General features: G+C 71.3%; 19 protein-coding genes. 14 read left to right on the top strand and 5 right to left on the bottom strand.

The features are described 5' to 3' along the window. The first annotated feature begins 17 nt into the window (after positions 1-17). The gene (locus ACYUED_RS31045) at positions 18-452 is read left to right on the top strand and encodes a hypothetical protein (RefSeq protein ID WP_491287385.1); all 435 of its coding nucleotides are present in this window, start codon (positions 18-20) and stop codon (positions 450-452) included. 92 nt (positions 453-544) lie between these two features. Here ACYUED_RS31045 and ACYUED_RS31050 read toward each other — a convergent pair whose 3' ends face one another. After that, positions 545-1,171 carry a TetR family transcriptional regulator gene (locus ACYUED_RS31050; protein WP_491287386.1) on the bottom strand — a complete coding sequence of 209 codons (627 nt, stop codon included), beginning with the start codon at positions 1,169-1,171 and terminating at the stop codon, positions 545-547. Between the two features lie 144 nt (positions 1,172-1,315). Between ACYUED_RS31050 and ACYUED_RS31055 the strand changes: the two genes are divergently transcribed. The 3 genes from ACYUED_RS31055 to ACYUED_RS31065 all read left to right on the top strand — a co-directional run bounded on the left by ACYUED_RS31055 (position 1,316) and on the right by ACYUED_RS31065 (position 3,095). Continuing rightward, a complete protein-coding gene (locus ACYUED_RS31055) occupies positions 1,316-1,477 on the top strand; it encodes a hypothetical protein (RefSeq protein ID WP_491287387.1) in 162 nt (53 codons plus the stop codon). Between the two features lie 53 nt (positions 1,478-1,530). Next, a complete protein-coding gene (locus tag ACYUED_RS31060) occupies positions 1,531-1,812 on the top strand; it encodes a DUF4190 domain-containing protein (protein ID WP_491287389.1) in 282 nt (93 codons plus the stop codon). A 119-nt stretch (positions 1,813-1,931) separates the two neighbouring features. Further along, the gene (locus ACYUED_RS31065) at positions 1,932-3,095 is read left to right on the top strand and encodes a cysteine desulfurase family protein (protein ID WP_491287391.1); all 1,164 of its coding nucleotides are present in this window, start codon (positions 1,932-1,934) and stop codon (positions 3,093-3,095) included. A gap of 8 nt (positions 3,096-3,103) precedes the next feature. Here ACYUED_RS31065 and ACYUED_RS31070 read toward each other — a convergent pair whose 3' ends face one another. Beyond that, positions 3,104-3,763 carry an N-acetylmuramoyl-L-alanine amidase gene (locus ACYUED_RS31070; protein WP_491287393.1) on the bottom strand — a complete coding sequence of 220 codons (660 nt, stop codon included), beginning with the start codon at positions 3,761-3,763 and terminating at the stop codon, positions 3,104-3,106. Between the two features lie 60 nt (positions 3,764-3,823). On the opposite strand from ACYUED_RS31070, the gene mnmA reads away from it, so the two are divergent. After that, positions 3,824-4,954, top strand: coding sequence for a tRNA 2-thiouridine(34) synthase MnmA (gene mnmA, locus ACYUED_RS31075; protein WP_266843858.1), 1,131 nt, complete (start codon positions 3,824-3,826; stop codon positions 4,952-4,954). Here mnmA and ACYUED_RS31080 read toward each other — a convergent pair. Together ACYUED_RS31080 and ACYUED_RS31085 are read right to left on the bottom strand one after the other, a co-directional pair. Further along, on the bottom strand, positions 4,951-5,736 hold the full coding sequence (locus ACYUED_RS31080) for an alpha/beta fold hydrolase (RefSeq protein ID WP_491287396.1): 786 nt from the start codon (positions 5,734-5,736) through the stop codon (positions 4,951-4,953). The genes mnmA and ACYUED_RS31080 overlap by 4 nt on opposite strands. A 47-nt stretch (positions 5,737-5,783) precedes the next feature. After that, the gene (locus tag ACYUED_RS31085; protein ID WP_266684992.1) at positions 5,784-6,107 is read right to left on the bottom strand and encodes a DUF427 domain-containing protein; all 324 of its coding nucleotides are present in this window, start codon (positions 6,105-6,107) and stop codon (positions 5,784-5,786) included. 50 nt (positions 6,108-6,157) lie between these two features. Between ACYUED_RS31085 and ACYUED_RS31090 the strand changes: the two genes are divergently transcribed. From ACYUED_RS31090 to ACYUED_RS31110, 5 genes are all read left to right on the top strand, one after another. Then, positions 6,158-6,697 (top strand): LOG family protein, encoded by a 540-nt coding sequence (locus ACYUED_RS31090; protein ID WP_491287398.1) that lies wholly within the window; start codon positions 6,158-6,160, stop codon positions 6,695-6,697. 18 nt (positions 6,698-6,715) lie between these two features. Continuing rightward, positions 6,716-7,414: an SDR family oxidoreductase gene (locus tag ACYUED_RS31095; RefSeq protein WP_491287400.1), complete on the top strand. Its 699-nt coding sequence runs from the start codon at positions 6,716-6,718 to the stop codon at positions 7,412-7,414. Then, positions 7,411-8,409, top strand: a complete 999-nt coding sequence (locus tag ACYUED_RS31100; RefSeq protein ID WP_491287403.1) for a methionine synthase — start codon at positions 7,411-7,413, stop codon at positions 8,407-8,409. Before ACYUED_RS31095 ends, ACYUED_RS31100 begins: the two co-directional genes overlap by 4 nt. 15 nt (positions 8,410-8,424) lie before the next feature. After that, a complete protein-coding gene (gene ligA, locus ACYUED_RS31105) occupies positions 8,425-10,617 on the top strand; it encodes an NAD-dependent DNA ligase LigA (protein ID WP_491287405.1) in 2,193 nt (730 codons plus the stop codon). A 259-nt stretch (positions 10,618-10,876) separates the two neighbouring features. Further along, the gene (locus tag ACYUED_RS31110; protein ID WP_491287407.1) at positions 10,877-13,114 is read left to right on the top strand and encodes a putative bifunctional diguanylate cyclase/phosphodiesterase; all 2,238 of its coding nucleotides are present in this window, start codon (positions 10,877-10,879) and stop codon (positions 13,112-13,114) included. Positions 13,115-13,153: 39 nt separating this feature from the next. Here the strand turns inward: ACYUED_RS31110 and ACYUED_RS31115 are convergent, their stop codons facing one another. Next, entirely contained in the window at positions 13,154-13,738 is a 585-nt protein-coding gene (locus ACYUED_RS31115; protein ID WP_491287409.1) for a TetR/AcrR family transcriptional regulator, read from the bottom strand. Between the two features lie 96 nt (positions 13,739-13,834). Here ACYUED_RS31115 and ACYUED_RS31120 point away from each other — a divergent pair, with 96 nt between their 5' ends. The 4 genes from ACYUED_RS31120 to gatA all read left to right on the top strand — a co-directional run bounded on the left by ACYUED_RS31120 (position 13,835) and on the right by gatA (position 16,640). Then, entirely contained in the window at positions 13,835-14,206 is a 372-nt protein-coding gene (locus ACYUED_RS31120; protein ID WP_491287411.1) for a DUF4267 domain-containing protein, read from the top strand. 31 nt (positions 14,207-14,237) lie between these two features. Then, positions 14,238-14,732 carry a cupin domain-containing protein gene (locus ACYUED_RS31125; RefSeq protein WP_491287413.1) on the top strand — a complete coding sequence of 165 codons (495 nt, stop codon included), beginning with the start codon at positions 14,238-14,240 and terminating at the stop codon, positions 14,730-14,732. Between the two features lie 94 nt (positions 14,733-14,826). Then, positions 14,827-15,123, top strand: a complete 297-nt coding sequence (gene gatC / locus ACYUED_RS31130; protein WP_030231941.1) for an Asp-tRNA(Asn)/Glu-tRNA(Gln) amidotransferase subunit GatC — start codon at positions 14,827-14,829, stop codon at positions 15,121-15,123. 5 nt (positions 15,124-15,128) lie between these two features. Then, positions 15,129-16,640, top strand: a complete 1,512-nt coding sequence (gatA, locus tag ACYUED_RS31135; protein WP_491287417.1) for an Asp-tRNA(Asn)/Glu-tRNA(Gln) amidotransferase subunit GatA — start codon at positions 15,129-15,131, stop codon at positions 16,638-16,640. Positions 16,641-16,685: the final 45 nt, after the last annotated feature.

Genomic DNA, 16,685 nt, shown 5'->3' on the forward strand with positions numbered 1-16,685 from the left:
CCGTGGAGTTGTCTCTCATGAAGCGTGTGCGTCTCGTCGCCGCAGCCGCCCTCCTGGCGCTCTCGCCCCTGGTCCTGGCGGCCTGCGGCTCGGGCGACTCGTCGTCCTCGAACAGCGGCAACTCCGGGCGGCAGCAGGCCTGCCAGGCACCGACCGGCAAACCCTCGGGACGCCCGAGCGGCGCCCCCTCGGGTGCCCCTTCGGGCGCCTCCACCGGTAACGCGACCGCCAGGCCGTCCGGCGCTCCCTCGGGCATGCCCGGCGGTGCGCCCAGCGGTGCGCCCAGCGGTGCGCCCGGCGGTGCGCCCGGCGCGGGTGCCGCGGCGGGCGGCGGCGGGGGCGGCACCGGCGGAGCCGGCCAGGGCGGCGGCTGCGGCGCCGGTCAGGGTGGTCCCCGCGGGGGCGGTGCCGAACCCGGCGGCGCTCCGGCCGCGCAGGCGGCCAAGAACTGACCTCTGAGTTCGTACGACAGCGGCGGCACTCCCGTGAACGGGGGTGCCGCCCCTGCGTGTTGCCGGGTCGTCCGGTCGCACGGGTGTCGGGCTCAGCCGGTCCAGTGGTGCCGCCCGATGCTGATCAGCCGCATCTGCCGGGTCGCGACCTGTGCGACCCGCGAGCGTTCCTCCTCCGGACCCTCCAGTGCCTCCAGGAACAGGGACGCCGTGATCAGCATCTGGTCCACGTACAGATGAGCCAGCATGAGCAGGTCGTCGTCGTCCCAGCCCGCGGACTCGGCGTCCTTGGCCAGCTCGGCCCTCACCTCCTCGGCGAACCGGGCCAGTTGATCCCGGATGGCCTCCCGCACCGGCTGGACCCCTCCGTGCCGCTCACGCGCGATGAAACGGACGTGAGCGGGGTACGCGTCCACATGGCCGGCGATCAACTCGACGGCGCGCACGATGCGTTCCTCGCTGGAGTCGGCCGTGGTCACCGTCGTCCGGATCATGGGGTGCAGGCTGCCCAGCGCCTCCTCGACCAGGGCCACGCCCAGGTCCGCCGTGGAGCGGAAATGGCGGTAGAAGGCGGTCGGGGCGACGCCGACGGCGCGGGTGACCTCGCGCAGGCCCAGACTGCTCAGGCTCTGCTCCTCCAGCAGGCCCAACGCGGCGTCCAGGAGCGCCTGTCGGGTCTTCTGCTTCTGGACCTGCCGGATACCGAGGGTGTGACTCATGTCATCCAGTTAACAACTGTTCTCCGGAATTGAAAAGTCCTCAGACGCGCTAGACTCCTAAGTCAGTGAACAAGTGTTACTACAAGCGTTCACCGAAATGTCACGAGAGGCGTCCTGCCGGACGCCGGAGGGGGATCGAATCCCATGCTGTTCCTCGTCGCCGCACTCATGCTGCTCGGCGTAGTCCTGGGCACCGTGGCCCACGCGCCGCTGACCGTCACCGCCCTCGTCGCCGTCGGCATCGCCGTCTGGCTCGGCATCTTCGCCGCCCGTGAGCGCCACGGCCGCCGCACCTCGGCCAACTGACCCACCGCGCACCGCCACCGACCGCCCGACCCGACACCCTGGAGCTGACCACGATGCAACTCACCGCCCCGGCCACGAGCCGCACCGGCACCACCCGCACTCCCGCCCGCGACGCCGACGGCATGGCCGTCGCGTCCTTCATCCTCGGCCTCCTCGGCCTCCTCGTGCTGAACGTCTTCCTCGGCCCCGTCGCGATCATCCTGGCCTCCGTCGCCCTGTGGCGCGGCACCACCCGTCGCGGCCGCGCGTTCCTGGGCATGGGGCTGGGCGTGGCCGACCTGGTGGTCCTGGTGATCTCCATGCAGATGGCCAACACGGTCTCCTGGAACCTGTGAGCCCGGGGCGCACGCCATGAACGACGGCCGGCCTCCCCGAGGACGACGGGGTTCGGCCGCCGAGCCGCCCGGCCTCGGCGCACTGCCGGTGGCGGCGGCCCCGTAGAATCGGCCCCACCATGGCTTACCTCGACCACGCCGCGACCACCCCGATGCTCCCCGAGGCAGTCGAGGCGATGACCGCCCAGCTGAGCGCCACGGGCAATGCATCCTCCCTCCACGCCTCCGGCCGGCAGGCCCGCCGCACCGTCGAGGAGGCCCGCGAGACCCTCGCCGAAGCGCTCGGCGCCCGCCCCAGCGAGGTCGTTCTCACCTCCGGCGGCACCGAGGCCGACAACCTCGCGGTGAAGGGCCTGTACTGGTCCCGCCGTGACGCCGACCCGGCCCGCACCCGCGTTCTCGCCAGCCCCGTCGAGCACCACGCCGTCCTCGACGCCGTCCACTGGCTCGGCGAACACGAGGGCGCCACCGTCGAGTACCTTCCGGTCGACGCGTACGGACGCGTCCACCCCGAAGCGTTGCGCGAGGCTGTCGCCCGCAACCCCGACGACGTGGCCCTCGCGACCGTGATGTGGGCGAACAACGAGATCGGCACCATCACGCCGGTGCGCGAACTCGCCGACGTGGCAGGGGAGTTCGGCGTCCCGCTGCATGCCGACGCCGTCCAGGCCTTCGGCCAGGTCCCCGTCGACTTCGCCGCCTCCGGCCTCGCCGCGATGACGGTCTCGGGCCACAAGATCGGCGGCCCGTACGGCATCGGAGCGCTGCTCCTCGGCCGCGAGCACACCCCCGTACCCGTCCTGCACGGCGGCGGCCAGGAGCGTCATGTCCGCTCCGGCACCCTCGACGTCCCCGCCGTCGCCTCCTTCGCGGTGGCCGGCCGGCTGGCCGCGGAGCAGCGCGAGTGGTTCGAGCGGGAGATCGGCGCCCTGCGCGACGGCCTGGTCGAGGCGGTCCGTACGGCCGTCCCCGACGCGATCCTCGGCGGCGACCCGGTGGACCGCCTCCCGGCCAACGCCCACTTCACGTTCCCCGGCTGCGAGGGCGACTCCCTGCTGCTGCTCCTGGACGCCCAGGGCATCGAGTGCTCCACCGGCTCCGCCTGCACCGCGGGCGTCGCTCAGCCCAGCCACGTGCTGCTGGCCACCGGCACCGACCCCGACCTGGCGCGCGGCACCCTGCGCTTCTCCCTCGGCCACACCTCCACGGAGGCGGACATCGAGGCCCTGGCGAAGGCGATCGGCCCCGCGGTCGAGCGTGCCCGCGCCGCGGGGCTGACCTGAGGCGCGGTTTACGACTTCGTCGATGAAGCCCCGTGGACGAGCTTCATGTACCGGTCCCAGTTCCAGTGCGGCCCCGGGTCGGTGTGGTCCGTGCCCGGCACCTCCACATGCCCGATGATGTGCTCCCGGTCCACGGGTATGCCGTAGCGCCCGCATATCCCGGCCGTCAGCCGCGCGGAAGCCGTGTACATCGCGTCCGTGAACGACGACGCGCGCTCCACGAAGCCCTCGTGCTCGATGCCGACACTGCGTTCGTTGTACTCCCGGTTGCCCGTGTGGAACGCCACGTCCAGCTCACGGATCATCTGCGTGATGTGCCCGTCCCCGCGGACGATGTAGTGGGCCGCGGCCCGGTGGCCCGGATCCTGGAAGACCTTGACCGCGCTCGCGAAGCTGCCCTGGGTGACATGGATGACCACCCGGTCTATCGAGTAGTCGTCGGGCCGGTCGGCCCGCCGGTAGTTCGCCGAGGAGGCCGCCACCCAGCGGGCGTCCCGGAAGTCGACCGCACCCGGCACCCGCGGCTTCTCCACCCCCGGCAGCCGCCACCACAGGTGCGACAGCTCCTCGCGCGCCAGCACGGCGGTGCCGACGGCGGCCGCCGCCCCGCCCAGCAGCAGCGCACGGCGCCCGATGCGCCGGTCCGAGTCGCTCTTCTTCGCCCCCATGTGATCACCAACGGATACTCGTGGGCTTCGGTTCCCGTGCCCCCGTACTCTTGAAGGGCTATGACTGACACCCCGCAGCCCTTCCGCCCTCTTCGCGTACTCGCCGCCATGTCCGGCGGAGTGGATTCCGCCGTCGCCGCCGCCCGGGCGGCGGAAGCCGGCCACGACGTGACCGGTGTCCACCTGGCGCTGTCCGCGAACCCGCAGTCGTTCCGCACGGGCGCGCGTGGCTGTTGCACCATCGAGGACTCGCGTGACGCCCGCCGCGCCGCGGACGTCATCGGCATCCCGTTCTACGTCTGGGACCTCGCCGACCGCTTCCGCGAGGACGTGGTCGAGGACTTCGTCGCCGAGTACGAGGCCGGGCGCACCCCGAACCCCTGCCTGCGCTGCAACGAGAAGATCAAGTTCGCCGCGCTGCTCGACAAGGCCCTGGCCCTCGGCTTCGACGCCGTCTGCACCGGCCACTACGCCCAGGTCGTCGTGAACCCGGACGGCACGCGCGAACTGCACCGTGCCTCCGACATGGCCAAGGACCAGTCGTACGTCCTCGGCGTCCTGGACGAGAAGCAGCTGGCGCACGCGCTCTTCCCGCTGGGCGACACGGTGACCACCAAGGGCGAGATCCGCGCGGAGGCCGAGCGCCGCGGTCTCGCGGTCGCCAAGAAGCCCGACTCGCACGACATCTGCTTCATCGCCGACGGCGACACCCAGGGCTTCCTCGCTAACCGGCTGGGCACGCACGAGGGCGACATCGTCGACGAGTCCGGTGCCAAGCTGGGCACGCACGAGGGCGCGTACGGCTTCACCATCGGCCAGCGCAAGGGCCTGCGCATCGGCACCCCGGCACCCGACGGCAAGCCCCGCTACGTCCTCGACATCTCGCCGGTGAACAACACGGTGACGGTCGGCCCGGCCGCCGCCCTGGACGTGACCGGGCTGACCGCGATCAAGCCCCGCTGGTGCGGCACCGCCCCGTCCGGCTCCGGCACCTACACGGCCCAGCTGCGCGCCCACGGCGGCGAGACCGAGGTCACCGCCGAACTGGTCGACGCCACCCTGGAGGTGTCGTTCACGGAGCCGGTCCGCGGCGTCGCCCCCGGACAGGCGATCGTGCTGTACGACGGCACGCGCGTGGTGGGTTCGGCGACGATCGCCTCGACCACGCGCGCGACGGCGGCCGTCGGCTAGGGCGCCGACGAGAAGAACTCCGCCAGCACGGGCGCGAGTACGTTCGGATCGACCATGTGGGTCTGGCCCTCCAGGGTCCGGTACGTCCCCCGGGGTGCCGTTTCCGCCACGGCCCGGGCGGCCTCGCGCATCCAGGCGGGGCTCACGGAGCCGGCGGCCGACAGGACGGGCACACCGATCGAGGCCAGCCGCGCCCGCGGCACCAGACCGTCGCCCATCACGGCGTTGTCGTACGCGAGACTCGGCGCGATGGCCTCCATGCCCGCCCACATGGGGGACCGGCGGGCGCCCTGGATCATCTCCTCGGCCAGGCCCGTCAGCCGGAGGAACAGCTCGACCGCGTCCCCGCGCCGACCGTCCCCGAGTGCCTCGGTGAGGTGCTCGGTGTACTCGGCGAGTTGCTCCGCGCCACCTTCGTAGACGACGAACGGCACCTCGTACACCGCGACCTGACGGACCGGCAGCCCGCTCGCCGCCGCCTCCAGGACGAGCGCGCCGCCCGACGAGATGCCGTAGAGCGACGCCTCACCTCCCGCCACGTCGATGAGCGCGGCCAGGTCCTCGACCTCGCGGGCCACCGAGTAGGGCGCCGTGTCGCCGCTGCCACCGCGGCCGCGGCGGTCGTAGGCGATGACGCTGAAGCGGTCCGAGAGCGGCCCGGCGAGGGGCGCCACCGTGGCGCCCGTCGACATCGCTCCGCTCACCAGGATGACCGCCGGGCCCTGTCCGGTCCGTTCATACGCGACGGACGTGCCGTCGCGTGAAGTGGTCTTCTTGTCCATGCCTGTGGAGACTGCCCCACCACAGAGGATTAATCGCGCTCAATCGCTCACGACACTTCCACTTCGTAGAAGCAGAAGTGGTCCTTGATCCCGGCGACGTCGGGCTTGGGATCGGGGTAGCCCCAGACGAGGTCCGCCGCGTCGGGCGTCGACCAGTAGGAGGCGGTGCCCTTGAACGGGCAGTACGTGTGCGTGTCGGAGGGCGTCAGCAGGTCGAGGCGGACGTCCTCGGCCGGGATGTAGTACCGCACCGGACAGCCCGTCTCGCGCAGGAGGAGAGCCCGGTCGCTCTCCGCCAGAACCTGGTCGCCGTGCACCACGCGCACGTGCTGGTCGTCTTGCTCGATGGTGATCGTGTGTCCTTCGGCCATACCCGCAAAGCGCTCGCGGTCGCCCGGTTCTTCCCGCGTACGGTGACCTCATGCGAATCTGCGTGTTTCTCTCCGCCGCCGACCTCGACGACCGGTACACACGCCCCGCGCGTGACTTCGCGAAACTGCTGGGCAAGGGCGGGCACACGCTCGTCTGGGGCGGTTCGGACGTCGGTCTGATGAAAGTGGTCGCCGACGGCGTGCAGGAGGCGGGAGGGCGGCTGTGCGGGGTCTCCGTGGACTTCCTGGCGGCCAAGGCGCGGCAGGGCGCGGACGAGATGGTGATCGCTCGTGACCTCGCCGAGCGCAAAAGGCTTCTCCTGGAGAAGGCCGAGGCCGTGGTGATCATGGTGGGCGGCACGGGAACACTCGACGAGGCCACCGAGATCCTCGAACTGAAGAAGCACGGGCACACCGACAAGCCGGTCGTCCTGCTCAACACCGCGGGCTTCTACGACGGCCTCAAGGAGCAGTTCCGGCGCATGGACGACGAGGGGTTCCTGCCCCGCCCGCTCACCGACCTGGTGTTCTTCGCGGAGGAGCCGGTGGGCGCGCTGGCCTACCTGGAGGAGAGCCAGGGCGTCGCCTGACCCCGGCGTGATGCGAGCATGGCGGACATGGCTACACATGTGATCACCGGAGCGGGCTCCGGCATCGGCGCGGCCGTCGCCCGCCGCCTCCACGCGCGCGGGGACGAACTCGTGCTGCACGCGCGCGACGCGGGCCGCGCGAAGGAGCTGGCCGCCGAGTTCCCCGGGGCGAGGACGCTGGTGGGCGATCTGGCCGACCCGGACAGGCTGAGCTGGGCCTTCTCCCACCAGTCCCTGCCCGACCGCGTGGACTCGTTGCTGCACATCGCTGGGGTGGTCGACCTGGGCCCGGTGGGCGAACTGACCCCCAAGTCCTGGCGTCACCAGCTCAACGTCAACCTCATCGCGCCGGCCGAGCTGACCCGTCACCTCCTGCCCCAACTGCGGGCGGCGCGCGGGCATGTGGTGTTCGTGAACTCGGGAGCGGGCCTGCGGGCGAGCGCCGACTGGTCGGCGTACGCGGCGTCGAAGCACGGCCTGAAGGCGCTCGCGGACTCCCTGCGGGGCGAGGAGCACGACAGCGGCGTCCGCGTCACCTCGGTCTACCCGGGCCGCACGGCGAGCCCCATGCAGGCCAAGGTCCACCAGCAGGAGGGCAAGGAGTACGACGCCTCGGAGTGGATCGACCCCGAGTCGGTGGCGACGACGATCGTGATGTCCCTCGACCTGCCGAGGGACGCCGAGGTCAACGACCTGACGGTGAGGCCGGGACGGTGACCGGGTTCAGTTTCGGTGCCGCCACCGGTGTGGGCTCCATGCCCGGGGGCGACGCCCGCGAGGCCGCCAAGACGGTCACCGGCAGCTTCGAGGACTTCCCGTTCCTGCCCGAACTGCCCGCCCGTGGCCCCGGCGCCGACATGATCGGACGGACCGCCGGCCTGCTCGTCGAGCTGTACGCGCGCGTGGAGCCCAGCGGCTGGCGGATCGGGGACCGGCCGGGGCGGGACACCAAGCGCGCCAGGTCCTGGCTCGGCGAGGACCTCGACGCGCTGGAGGAGTTCACGCAGGGGTACGAGGGTCCGCTGAAGGTGCAGGCCGTGGGGCCCTGGACGCTGGCCGCCGCACTGGAGCTGAGGAACGGCGAGTCGGCACTGTCCGACACCGGCGCCTGCCGCGACCTCGCCGGCTCCCTCGCCGAGGGCCTGCGCCTGCACCTGGAGGAGATGCGGCGACGCGTCCCGGGTGCTCGACTCGTCCTCCAGCTCGACGAACCCTCCCTCACCTCCGTACTCCGCGGCCATGTGAAGACCGCCAGCGGCTACCGCACCCACCGCGCTGTCGACCGCCAGCTCGTCGAGGCCACGCTCCGCGACGTCATCGGGGTTCACGGGGACGGCCCGGCCGTGGTCCACTCCTGCGCACCGGATGTCCCGTTCGCCCTGCTGCGCCGGGCGGGCGCGACGGCGATCTCCTTCGACTTCTCGCTTCTCACCGAGCGTGACGACGACACGATCGGCGAGGCGGTGGAAGGGGGGACCCGGCTCTTCGCCGGTGTGGTGCCGGGGACGGACGGCCCGTTGTCAGACCCTGCCGGTAGCGTCATGGGTGTCAGGACGCTGTGGCGCAGGCTGGGGCTGCAACCGGGGCTTCTCGCGGAGGCGGTCACGATCACGCCGTCGTGCGGGCTCGCGGGGGCCTCCCCGGATTACGCACGCAGGGCACTCGCCCACTGCGTCCGGGCGGCGAGATCCCTCGCGGACAACCCAGAGTAACGGGAGGACACAACGGTGGCCGGCGACAACCAAGCGGAGACGACGGTGCCCGCCGAGGCACGGGAGAAGCACGCCAAGCTCGCTGAGCAGATCGAGGAGCACCGCTTCCGGTACTACGTGAACGACGCCCCGGTCGTCAGCGACGCGGACTTCGACACACTCCTGCGCTCCCTGGAGGCGCTGGAGGAGGAGTACCCGGAGCTGCGCACGCCGGACTCACCGACCCAGAAGGTCGCGGGGGCCTACGAGACGGAGTTCACCTCCGTCGAGCACCGCTCCCGGATGCTCTCCCTCGACAACGCCTTCAGCGACGAGGAGCTGGCCGCCTGGGGCGAGCGCGTCGCCAGGGACGTCGGCGGACCCGGCTACCACCTGCTGTGCGAGCTCAAGGTCGACGGCCTCGCCGTCAACCTCACCTATGAGCACGGCCGCCTCACGCGCGCGGCGACCCGCGGCGACGGCCGCACCGGTGAGGACATCACGCCCAATGTCCGGACGATCGCGGAGATTCCGGACCGGCTGAAGGGTGACAGGGTTCCCGACCTCGTCGAGATCCGCGGCGAGGTCTACTTCCCGATGGAGAAGTTCGAGGAGCTGAACGCCCGGCTGGTGGAGGCCGGAGACAAGCCCTTCGCCAACCCGCGCAACGCGGCGGCCGGTTCACTGCGCCAGAAGGACCCCCGCGTCACCGCCACCCGCCCGCTGCACATGGTCGTCCACGGCATCGGCGTCCTGGAGGGCTTCGAGGGGCTCACCCGCCTGTCCCAGGGCTACGACCTGCTGAAGTCCTGGGGCCTGCCCACCTCCCGGCACAACAAGGTGGTCGACGGCCTCGACGGCGTACGGGAGTTCATCACCTACTACGGCGAGAACCGCCACTCCGTGGAGCACGAGATCGACGGGGTCGTCGTCAAGCTCGACGAGATCCCCCTCCAGGGACGCCTCGGTTCCACCTCCCGCGCACCGCGCTGGGCGATCGCGTACAAGTACGCGCCCGAAGAGGTCAACACCAAGCTCATCAACATCCGCGTCGGCGTGGGCCGCACGGGCCGGGTCACCCCGTACGCCCAGGTCGAGCCGGTCACGGTGGCCGGTTCGGAGGTCGAGTTCGCCACCCTGCACAACCAGGACGTCGTCAAGGCGAAGGGCGTCCTCATCGGCGACACGGTGGTGCTGCGCAAGGCCGGTGAGGTCATCCCGGAGATCCTCGGTCCGGTCGTCGACCTGCGCGACGGCAGCGAGCGCGCGTTCGTGATGCCGGCCGAATGCCCCGAGTGCGGTACGGCGCTCAGGCCGATGAAGGAGGCCGACGTCGACCTGCGCTGCCCGAACGCCCGCGCCTGCCCGGCCCAGTTGCGCGAGCGCCTGTTCTACCTCGCGGGCCGCAAGGCACTGGACATCGAGCACTTCGGATACGTCGCCGCGGCCGCCCTGACCAAGCCGCTGGAGCCGGCCGACCCGCCGCTGCACGACGAGGGCGACCTCTTCGACCTCACCATCGAGCAGTTGCTGCCCATCAGGGCGTACGTCCTCGACCAGGACAGCGGGCTGCCCAAGCGCGACCCGAAGACCGGCGAGGAGAAGATCGCCACGGTCTTCGCGAACCAGCAGGGCGAGCCGAAGAAGAACGCGGTTGCCATGCTGGAGAACATCGCCGCGGCCAAGGAGCGCCCGCTCGCCCGCGTCCTCACCGGTCTGTCGATCCGTCACGTCGGCCCGGTCGCCGCCGAGGCGCTCGCCCGCGAGTTCCGTTCGATCGAGCGCATCGAGCAGGCCACCGAGGAGGAGCTGTCGAGCACGGACGGCGTGGGCGGGATCATCGCCGCCTCCCTCAAGGAATGGTTCGCCGAGGAGTGGCACCAGGAGATCCTCCGCAAGTGGCGGACCGCCGGCGTCCGCATGGAGGAGGAGGGTTCGGGCGAGGACGAGGGGCCGCGGCCGCTCGAAGGACTGACCGTCGTGGTCACCGGCACCCTTGAGCACTTCACCCGCGACGGCGCCAAGGAGGCCCTGCAGAGTCGCGGAGCGAAAGTGACCGGTTCCGTTTCGAAAAAGACATCTTTCGTGGTCGCAGGTGACAATCCAGGTTCGAAATTTGACAAGGCGATGCAGCTCAAGGTGCCTGTTCTGAACGAGGAGGGCTTCACCGTCCTGCTGGAACAGGGACCGGACGCGGCGGCCGAAGTGGCACTCCCCACGGAGGAGTAGCGGTTGAAGGCCACCCGATCGGCGCATACCAGATGCATAAGGGTGGCTGAGGTGCATTCGGGCAACCGTCCACGACCGCTGCCCGTAGAAGCCTTCTGCGGCCTACTGTTGAGGTGTGCACCTGCCGTGCCCAGCTGCGGTCGGGGCATCCCCTTGCTCTTGATGAGCAAGGGGAAGGGTTTTCCAACGCGGTGCCGTTGAGGGTTGTCGGGCATCGGGCCGCGTGGCGTGGGCACCGCCGGCTGTGAGAGGGACGGGAATGGAACCGACCGAGAGCGCCGCCCCTGACTCATGGCTGCGCCGGGTCACCGGCGCATGGCGGGCGAGCCGGGGGGCCGGGCGGCCGTCGGAGCGTCCGGGCGCGGAGGGGCGCGCCACCGGACAGTACACCGTGACCGACGGGCGCGCCCCGCACCTCACAGCCGACGCGTCCTCAGCTCTGCCGGGCGCCGAACACGACCGGCACCTGTCCCGGCCCGCGCTGCCGCCGGCGGTCGTCGGGTCGGCGGCCTTCGTCCTCGGCGCCGGTTTCTACCGGGCGTTCACCGGGACCCACGCGCTCTTTCCGGCCGGCGCCGTCGGCTGGTCGCTGGCCGTGCTGACCGGCATCATCGTCGGCCACCTGGTGATGCTCGGCCGCTCCCGCTGGTGGGGCGGCACCGGCTCCGGCGCGGCCCTCACCCTCGCCGTCCTGATGCTGTACGGCTGGGTGCCCGCCGGAATGGTCAGCCTCACCGTCGTCGTGCTGGTCGGCGTGGCCCGCCGCAACCGCTGGCGCCAGGGCGTGCTGCACGGCTCGGTGGACATCCTCGGCATCGGCGCCGGGGCCCTGGTGCTGGGCGCCTTCGGGCGCGTGCCGTCAGTGGAGACGCCCTGGAACCCCGATACCTGGACCCTCTACACCGCCCCCGAGGCGGTGCTGGTCGCCTCCGCGTACCTCCTGGTCACCCGCATCCTGCTCTGGTATCTGCACGCGCCGCGCGGCGGTGTGCCCACCGTCACCCGTACCGCCCTGGTCAGACACGGTCTGGTCGCGGTCGCGCTGCTCGGCATCGCCCCGCTGGTCTGCGTGGTCGCCGTCGCCCAGCCGGTGCTGCTGCCGCTGTTCTCCATCCCGCTGATCGCCCTCGACTCCACCCTGTGGATCGCCCGCGCCCGCGCCGAGGAGCAGCTGCGCGATCCGCTGACCGGGCTGCCCAACCGGCAGTGGCTGCTGGAGCGCATCTGGACCGCGCTGGACGACGCCGAGCGGATCGGTGCCCGGTCCGCCCTGATGCTCATCGACCTCGACCGCTTCCGCTCGGTCAACGACACGCTGGGGCATCTCGCCGGTGACCGGCTGCTGTTGCAGATAGCCGACCGGCTGCGCGTCGCGCTGCCGCGCGGAGCGGAGGCCGCACGGCTCGGGGGTGACGAGTTCGCCGTTTTACTGCCGGTCGCCGACTCCACGACGTCCGCGACCCGGGTGGCCCGCGGGCTGGTGGCCGAACTCAGCTCCCCGCTCGACCTCGACGGGCTCACCCTCGTGCTGGAGGCCAGCGCGGGCGTCGCCGTCTTCCCGGACCACGCGCTGGACGCCGAGGGGCTGCTGCGGCGCGCGGACGTGGCGATGTACCAGGCGAAGCGGGACCGCACGGGCGTGGAGGTGTACGAGTCCAAGCGGGACTCCAACACCCCGGACCGGCTGGGCCTGCTGGGCGATCTGCGCCGGGCGCTGGACGCGCACGAGGTGCAGTTGCACTACCAGCCCAAGGTCCGCTTCGACGGACAGGTGGCCGGCCTGGAGGCCCTCGTCCGCTGGGTGCATCCCGAGCGCGGGAAGGTGCCGCCGGACGAGTTCATAGCGATCGCCGAGTCGTCGGGGCTGATGCCCCATCTCACGGAGTACGTGCTGGAGACGGCGCTCGGCCAGGTGGCCCGGTGGCGGGCGCAGGGGCTGTTCGTGCCCGTCGCGGTCAACGTCTCCCCGCGTGACGTCCACACCCCCGGTTTCGCGGGCTCCGTCGCCGCGCGGCTGGCCCGGCACGGTGTCCCGGCGGGAGCGCTCCAACTGGAGATAACGGAACACGTCCTGCTGGAGGACCCGCAGCGGGCCGCGGACACGCTGGCCGGCCTGACCGGGCACGGCGTGAAGATGTCGCTGGACGACTTCGGCACGGGCTACTCGTCCCTGGTGCATCTGCGGCGGCTCCCGGTGAGCGAGCTGAAGATCGACCGTTCCTTCGTCGCCCGGCTGGCCGTCGACACGGAGGACGCAGAGATCGTCCGCTGCACGGTCGACCTCGCCCATTCCCTCGGCCTGCTCGTCGTCGCCGAGGGAGTCGAGGACGACGAGACCTGGGAGCGCCTGCGCGACATGGGCTGCGACGCCGTACAGGGATGGCTGGTGGCCGCGGCGATGCCGCCCGAGGAGACGACGGCGTGGCTGCTGGCGCGCGGATCACGGGGGTGGCAGCGGCCCCGGGCAGCGCTGCCGGCCGCGGCGACCGACGAGTAGTCCGCCCACCCGCTCACCCTTCCACCCCGGTTCAGGCGCTCACCCGACCCCCGCCGTGAAATGCCCGATCAGCAGGGCCAGTCGGTCCTCGTGTGCTCTCTCGGGCAGGCGGCCGCTGCGCATCAGGGTGACCAGGCCGTGCAGTCCCGCCCAGTACGTCTCCGTCAGGAGACCCACGTCCTCGCCCTCGGCCGCGATCGGCTCGACCGCCTGGGCCAGCTCTCCGAAGGCCTGCTTCAAGGGCTCCGGAGCCTCGTCCGTGGCGAACGGCAGGTCCACGGCGTGCGTGAACACCGCGTCGTAGAGCGCGGGCCGCCGTCGTCCGAAGGCCGCGTACGCCTCACCCACCGCCGCCAGCGCCTCGCGCGTGCCCTTGGCCGCCGTGCGCGCCGTGCGCAGTTCCTCCGCCAGCTCCACGCAGCCTTGCACCGCGACCGCGGCCATGATCGCGTCCTTGCCCTTGAAGTGGCTGTAGAGAACCGGCTGGCTGTACTCGATCTCCGCCGCCAGCCGGCGGGTCGTCACCGCGTCCCAGCCCTCGGCCTCCGCCAGTTCCCGCGCGGCCGTGACGATCAGCCGCTCGCGGTCCGCTCGTTCGCGCTCCCGGCGCGTCTGGATCGACATGCCAGAAATTCTAGCAGCGCTAGCCAACCTGTCGACGTTCTGGTAGCTTCGCTCTCATTGCTAGCGCCGCTAGCGAAACAGATAGGGAGAAGAGTCGTGACCGTCACCGCCTACACCCTGGCCGTCGTGCTCAACCTGTTCTGCCTGTTCCTCGGCTACCGGTTCCTGTTCCAGCCGGCCGCCGCCGCCGCCGGATACGGCGCGCCCGCCGACCCCGCGGGCGACGCCGGCGCCTACCTCACGATCAAGGGCCTCAGGGACGGCACCCTCGGCCTGGTCGGCCTCGCGCTGCTGGCCTTCGCCGGGGCGCACGCCGAGGCCTGGATGATGCTCTGCGTGGCAGTCGTGCCGCTCGGCGACACACTGATAGTCCTGCGCAACGGCGGCACGAAAGCCGTGGCGTTCGGGATCCACTTCGCCACGGCGGTCGTTGTACTGATCAGTGCCGTCCTGCTGTTCCTCGTCTGAGTACGTCAACACCGGCACCGGGGGTTCGAAGATGTCGCTGTTCGTTCCGAAGTTCGACGAGTCCGTGATCGTCCGCGAGGCGGAGGCCGAAGTCGTCGGCCGCGCGCCCACCACCATCCGCCTGCTGGCCGACAGCAGCCGGACCGGCGGTGCGCTGTCCACCCAGCGCGTCACCCTCACGGACGGCGCCGACGGCGCGAAACCGCACTGGCACGACAACTCCGCCGAGATGTTCTTCCTGCTCGACGGCGCCGCCGAGATCCTGTCCGGCGAGGACGTCGTCACCGCGGGCCCGGGCGACCTCGTGGTCGTCCCGCCCGGCAGACCGCACGCCTTCTCCGCCGTACCGGGCGCCGACGCCGACCTGCTCATCGTCCTCACCCCGGGCATCGAACGCTTCGAGTACTTCCGCCACCTCCAGCGGATCGCCCTCGGCGAAGTCACCCCGGAGAGCCTGCTGGAGGTGCAGGAGCTGTACGACAACCACTTCATGAAGAGCCATGCCTGGGAGGGGCGGCGCGGGTGACGAGCGCGCGGCCGGCAAACCGTTTAACGGCGACCGGCCCTCGCCCCATAGGATTGGCCCCAAACCACACACACTCACCCCAGAGGAACGCTGCATGCCTGGCATCACGCGCGAGGAGGTCGCCCACCTCGCCCGGCTGGCGCGTCTGGAGCTGAAACCCGAAGAGCTCGAACACTTCGCGGGCCAGCTGGACGACATCATCGGCGCGGTCGCCCGCGTCAGCGAGGTCGCCGACCAAGACGTACCGCCGACCTCGCACCCGCTCCCGCTGACGAACGTCATGCGGCCGGACGAGGTCCGTCCGTCGCTCACCCCCGAGCAGGCGCTCTCCGGCGCCCCGGCCCAGGAGCAGCAGCGTTTCAAGGTGCCGCAGATCCTGGGGGAGGACTAACCGCCATGACGGACAACGTCACCATCATCAAGCTCACGGCCGCCGAGACCGCCGCGAGGATCGCCTCCCGCGAACTCACGGCCGTCCAGGTCACCGAGGCCCACCTGGCCCGGATCGAGGCCGTCGACGAGAAGGTGCACGCCTTCCTGCACGTCGACCGGGAGGGCGCTCTGGCCCAGGCCCGCGCCGTCGACGAGAAGCGGGAGAGGGGCGAGACGCTCGGCCCTCTCGCCGGCGTCCCGCTCGCGCTCAAGGACATCTTCACCACCGAGGGCATCCCGACAACCGTCGGTTCGAAGATCCTCGAGGGCTGGATCCCGCCGTACGACGCGACGCTCACCAAGCGGCTGAAGGCCGCCGACGTCGTCATCCTCGGCAAGACCAACATGGACGAGTTCGCCATGGGGTCCTCCACCGAGAACAGCGCCTACGGCCCGACCGGCAACCCCTGGGACCTCACCAAGATCCCCGGCGGTTCCGGCGGCGGCTCCTCCGCGGCGCTCGCCTCCTTCCAGGCCCCCCTCGCCATCGGCACCGACACCGGCGGTTCCATCCGCCAGCCGGCCGCCGTCACCGGCACGGTGGGCGTGAAGCCGACGTACGGCGCCGTCTCGCGCTTCGGCATGGTCGCCTTCTCCAGCTCCCTCGACCAGGGCGGCCCGTGCGCCCGTACGGTCCTGGACGCGGCGCTGCTCCACGAGGTCATCGCCGGGCACGACCCGCTCGACTCGACCTCCATCGACGCACCCGTCCCGCCCGTCGTCGAGGCCGCCCGCAACGGCAGCGTCGAGGGCATGCGCATCGGCGTCGTCAAGCAGTTCCGCGGCGAGGGCTACCAGGCCGGCGTCATCCAGCGGTTCGACGAGGCCGTGGCCCTGCTCAAGGAGCTGGGCGCCGAGATCGTCGAGCTGGACTGCCCGTCCTTCGACCTTGCGCTGTCGGCGTACTACCTGATCGCCCCCTCCGAGTGCTCGTCCAACCTCGCCCGCTTCGACGGCCTGCGCTACGGCCTGCGGACCGGCGACGACGGCAGCCACTCGGCCGAGGAGGTCACCTCCCTCACCCGTGAGGCGGGCTTCGGGCCCGAGGTCAAGCGCCGCATCATGCTCGGCACGTACGCCCTGTCGAGCGGCTACTACGACGCCTACTACGGCTCCGCACAGAAGGTCCGCACGCTCATCACGCGCGACTTCGAGAAGGCCTTCGAGCAGGGCACCGGCGTCGATGTGATCGTCTCGCCGACGACCCCGACCACCGCCTTCGCGATCGGCGAGCGCGCCGACGACCCGATGGCGATGTACCTGGCCGACCTCTGCACCATCCCCACGAACCTCGCGGGCAACGCGGCCATGTCGCTGCCCTGCGGCCTCGCCCCGGAGGACAACCTCCCGGTCGGCCTGCAGATCATCGCCCCGGCGCTGAAGGACGACCGTCTGTACAAGGTCGGCGCCGCCGTCGAGGCCGCCTTCGTGGAAAGGTGGGGCCACCCGCTCCTGGAGGAGGCTCCGTCGCTGTGACCAAGACACTCACCAAGGCTCAGGACTTCAAGAAGTCCAAGTCCG

This window comes from Streptomyces sp. DF42, from assembly GCF_058267695.1.

Bases quoted from the DNA above. Each gene is read 5' to 3' on its own strand.
- ACYUED_RS31045 (WP_491287385.1), top strand. From the start codon at position 18: ATGAAGCGTGTGCGTCTCGTCGCCGCAGCCGCCCTCCTGGCGCTCTCG.
- ACYUED_RS31050 (WP_491287386.1), bottom strand. From the start codon at position 1,171: ATGAGTCACACCCTCGGTATCCGGCAGGTCCAGAAGCAGAAGACCCGA.
- ACYUED_RS31055 (WP_491287387.1), top strand. From the start codon at position 1,316: ATGCTGTTCCTCGTCGCCGCACTCATGCTGCTCGGCGTAGTCCTGGGC.
- ACYUED_RS31060 (WP_491287389.1), top strand. From the start codon at position 1,531: ATGCAACTCACCGCCCCGGCCACGAGCCGCACCGGCACCACCCGCACT.
- ACYUED_RS31065 (WP_491287391.1), top strand. From the start codon at position 1,932: ATGGCTTACCTCGACCACGCCGCGACCACCCCGATGCTCCCCGAGGCA.
- ACYUED_RS31070 (WP_491287393.1), bottom strand. From the start codon at position 3,763: ATGGGGGCGAAGAAGAGCGACTCGGACCGGCGCATCGGGCGCCGTGCG.
- mnmA (WP_266843858.1), top strand. From the start codon at position 3,824: ATGACTGACACCCCGCAGCCCTTCCGCCCTCTTCGCGTACTCGCCGCC.
- ACYUED_RS31080 (WP_491287396.1), bottom strand. From the start codon at position 5,736: ATGGACAAGAAGACCACTTCACGCGACGGCACGTCCGTCGCGTATGAA.
- ACYUED_RS31085 (WP_266684992.1), bottom strand. From the start codon at position 6,107: ATGGCCGAAGGACACACGATCACCATCGAGCAAGACGACCAGCACGTG.
- ACYUED_RS31090 (WP_491287398.1), top strand. From the start codon at position 6,158: ATGCGAATCTGCGTGTTTCTCTCCGCCGCCGACCTCGACGACCGGTAC.
- ACYUED_RS31095 (WP_491287400.1), top strand. From the start codon at position 6,716: ATGGCGGACATGGCTACACATGTGATCACCGGAGCGGGCTCCGGCATC.
- ACYUED_RS31110 (WP_491287407.1), top strand. From the start codon at position 10,877: ATGGAACCGACCGAGAGCGCCGCCCCTGACTCATGGCTGCGCCGGGTC.
- ACYUED_RS31115 (WP_491287409.1), bottom strand. From the start codon at position 13,738: ATGTCGATCCAGACGCGCCGGGAGCGCGAACGAGCGGACCGCGAGCGG.
- ACYUED_RS31125 (WP_491287413.1), top strand. From the start codon at position 14,238: ATGTCGCTGTTCGTTCCGAAGTTCGACGAGTCCGTGATCGTCCGCGAG.
- gatC (WP_030231941.1), top strand. From the start codon at position 14,827: ATGCCTGGCATCACGCGCGAGGAGGTCGCCCACCTCGCCCGGCTGGCG.
- gatA (WP_491287417.1), top strand. From the start codon at position 15,129: ATGACGGACAACGTCACCATCATCAAGCTCACGGCCGCCGAGACCGCC.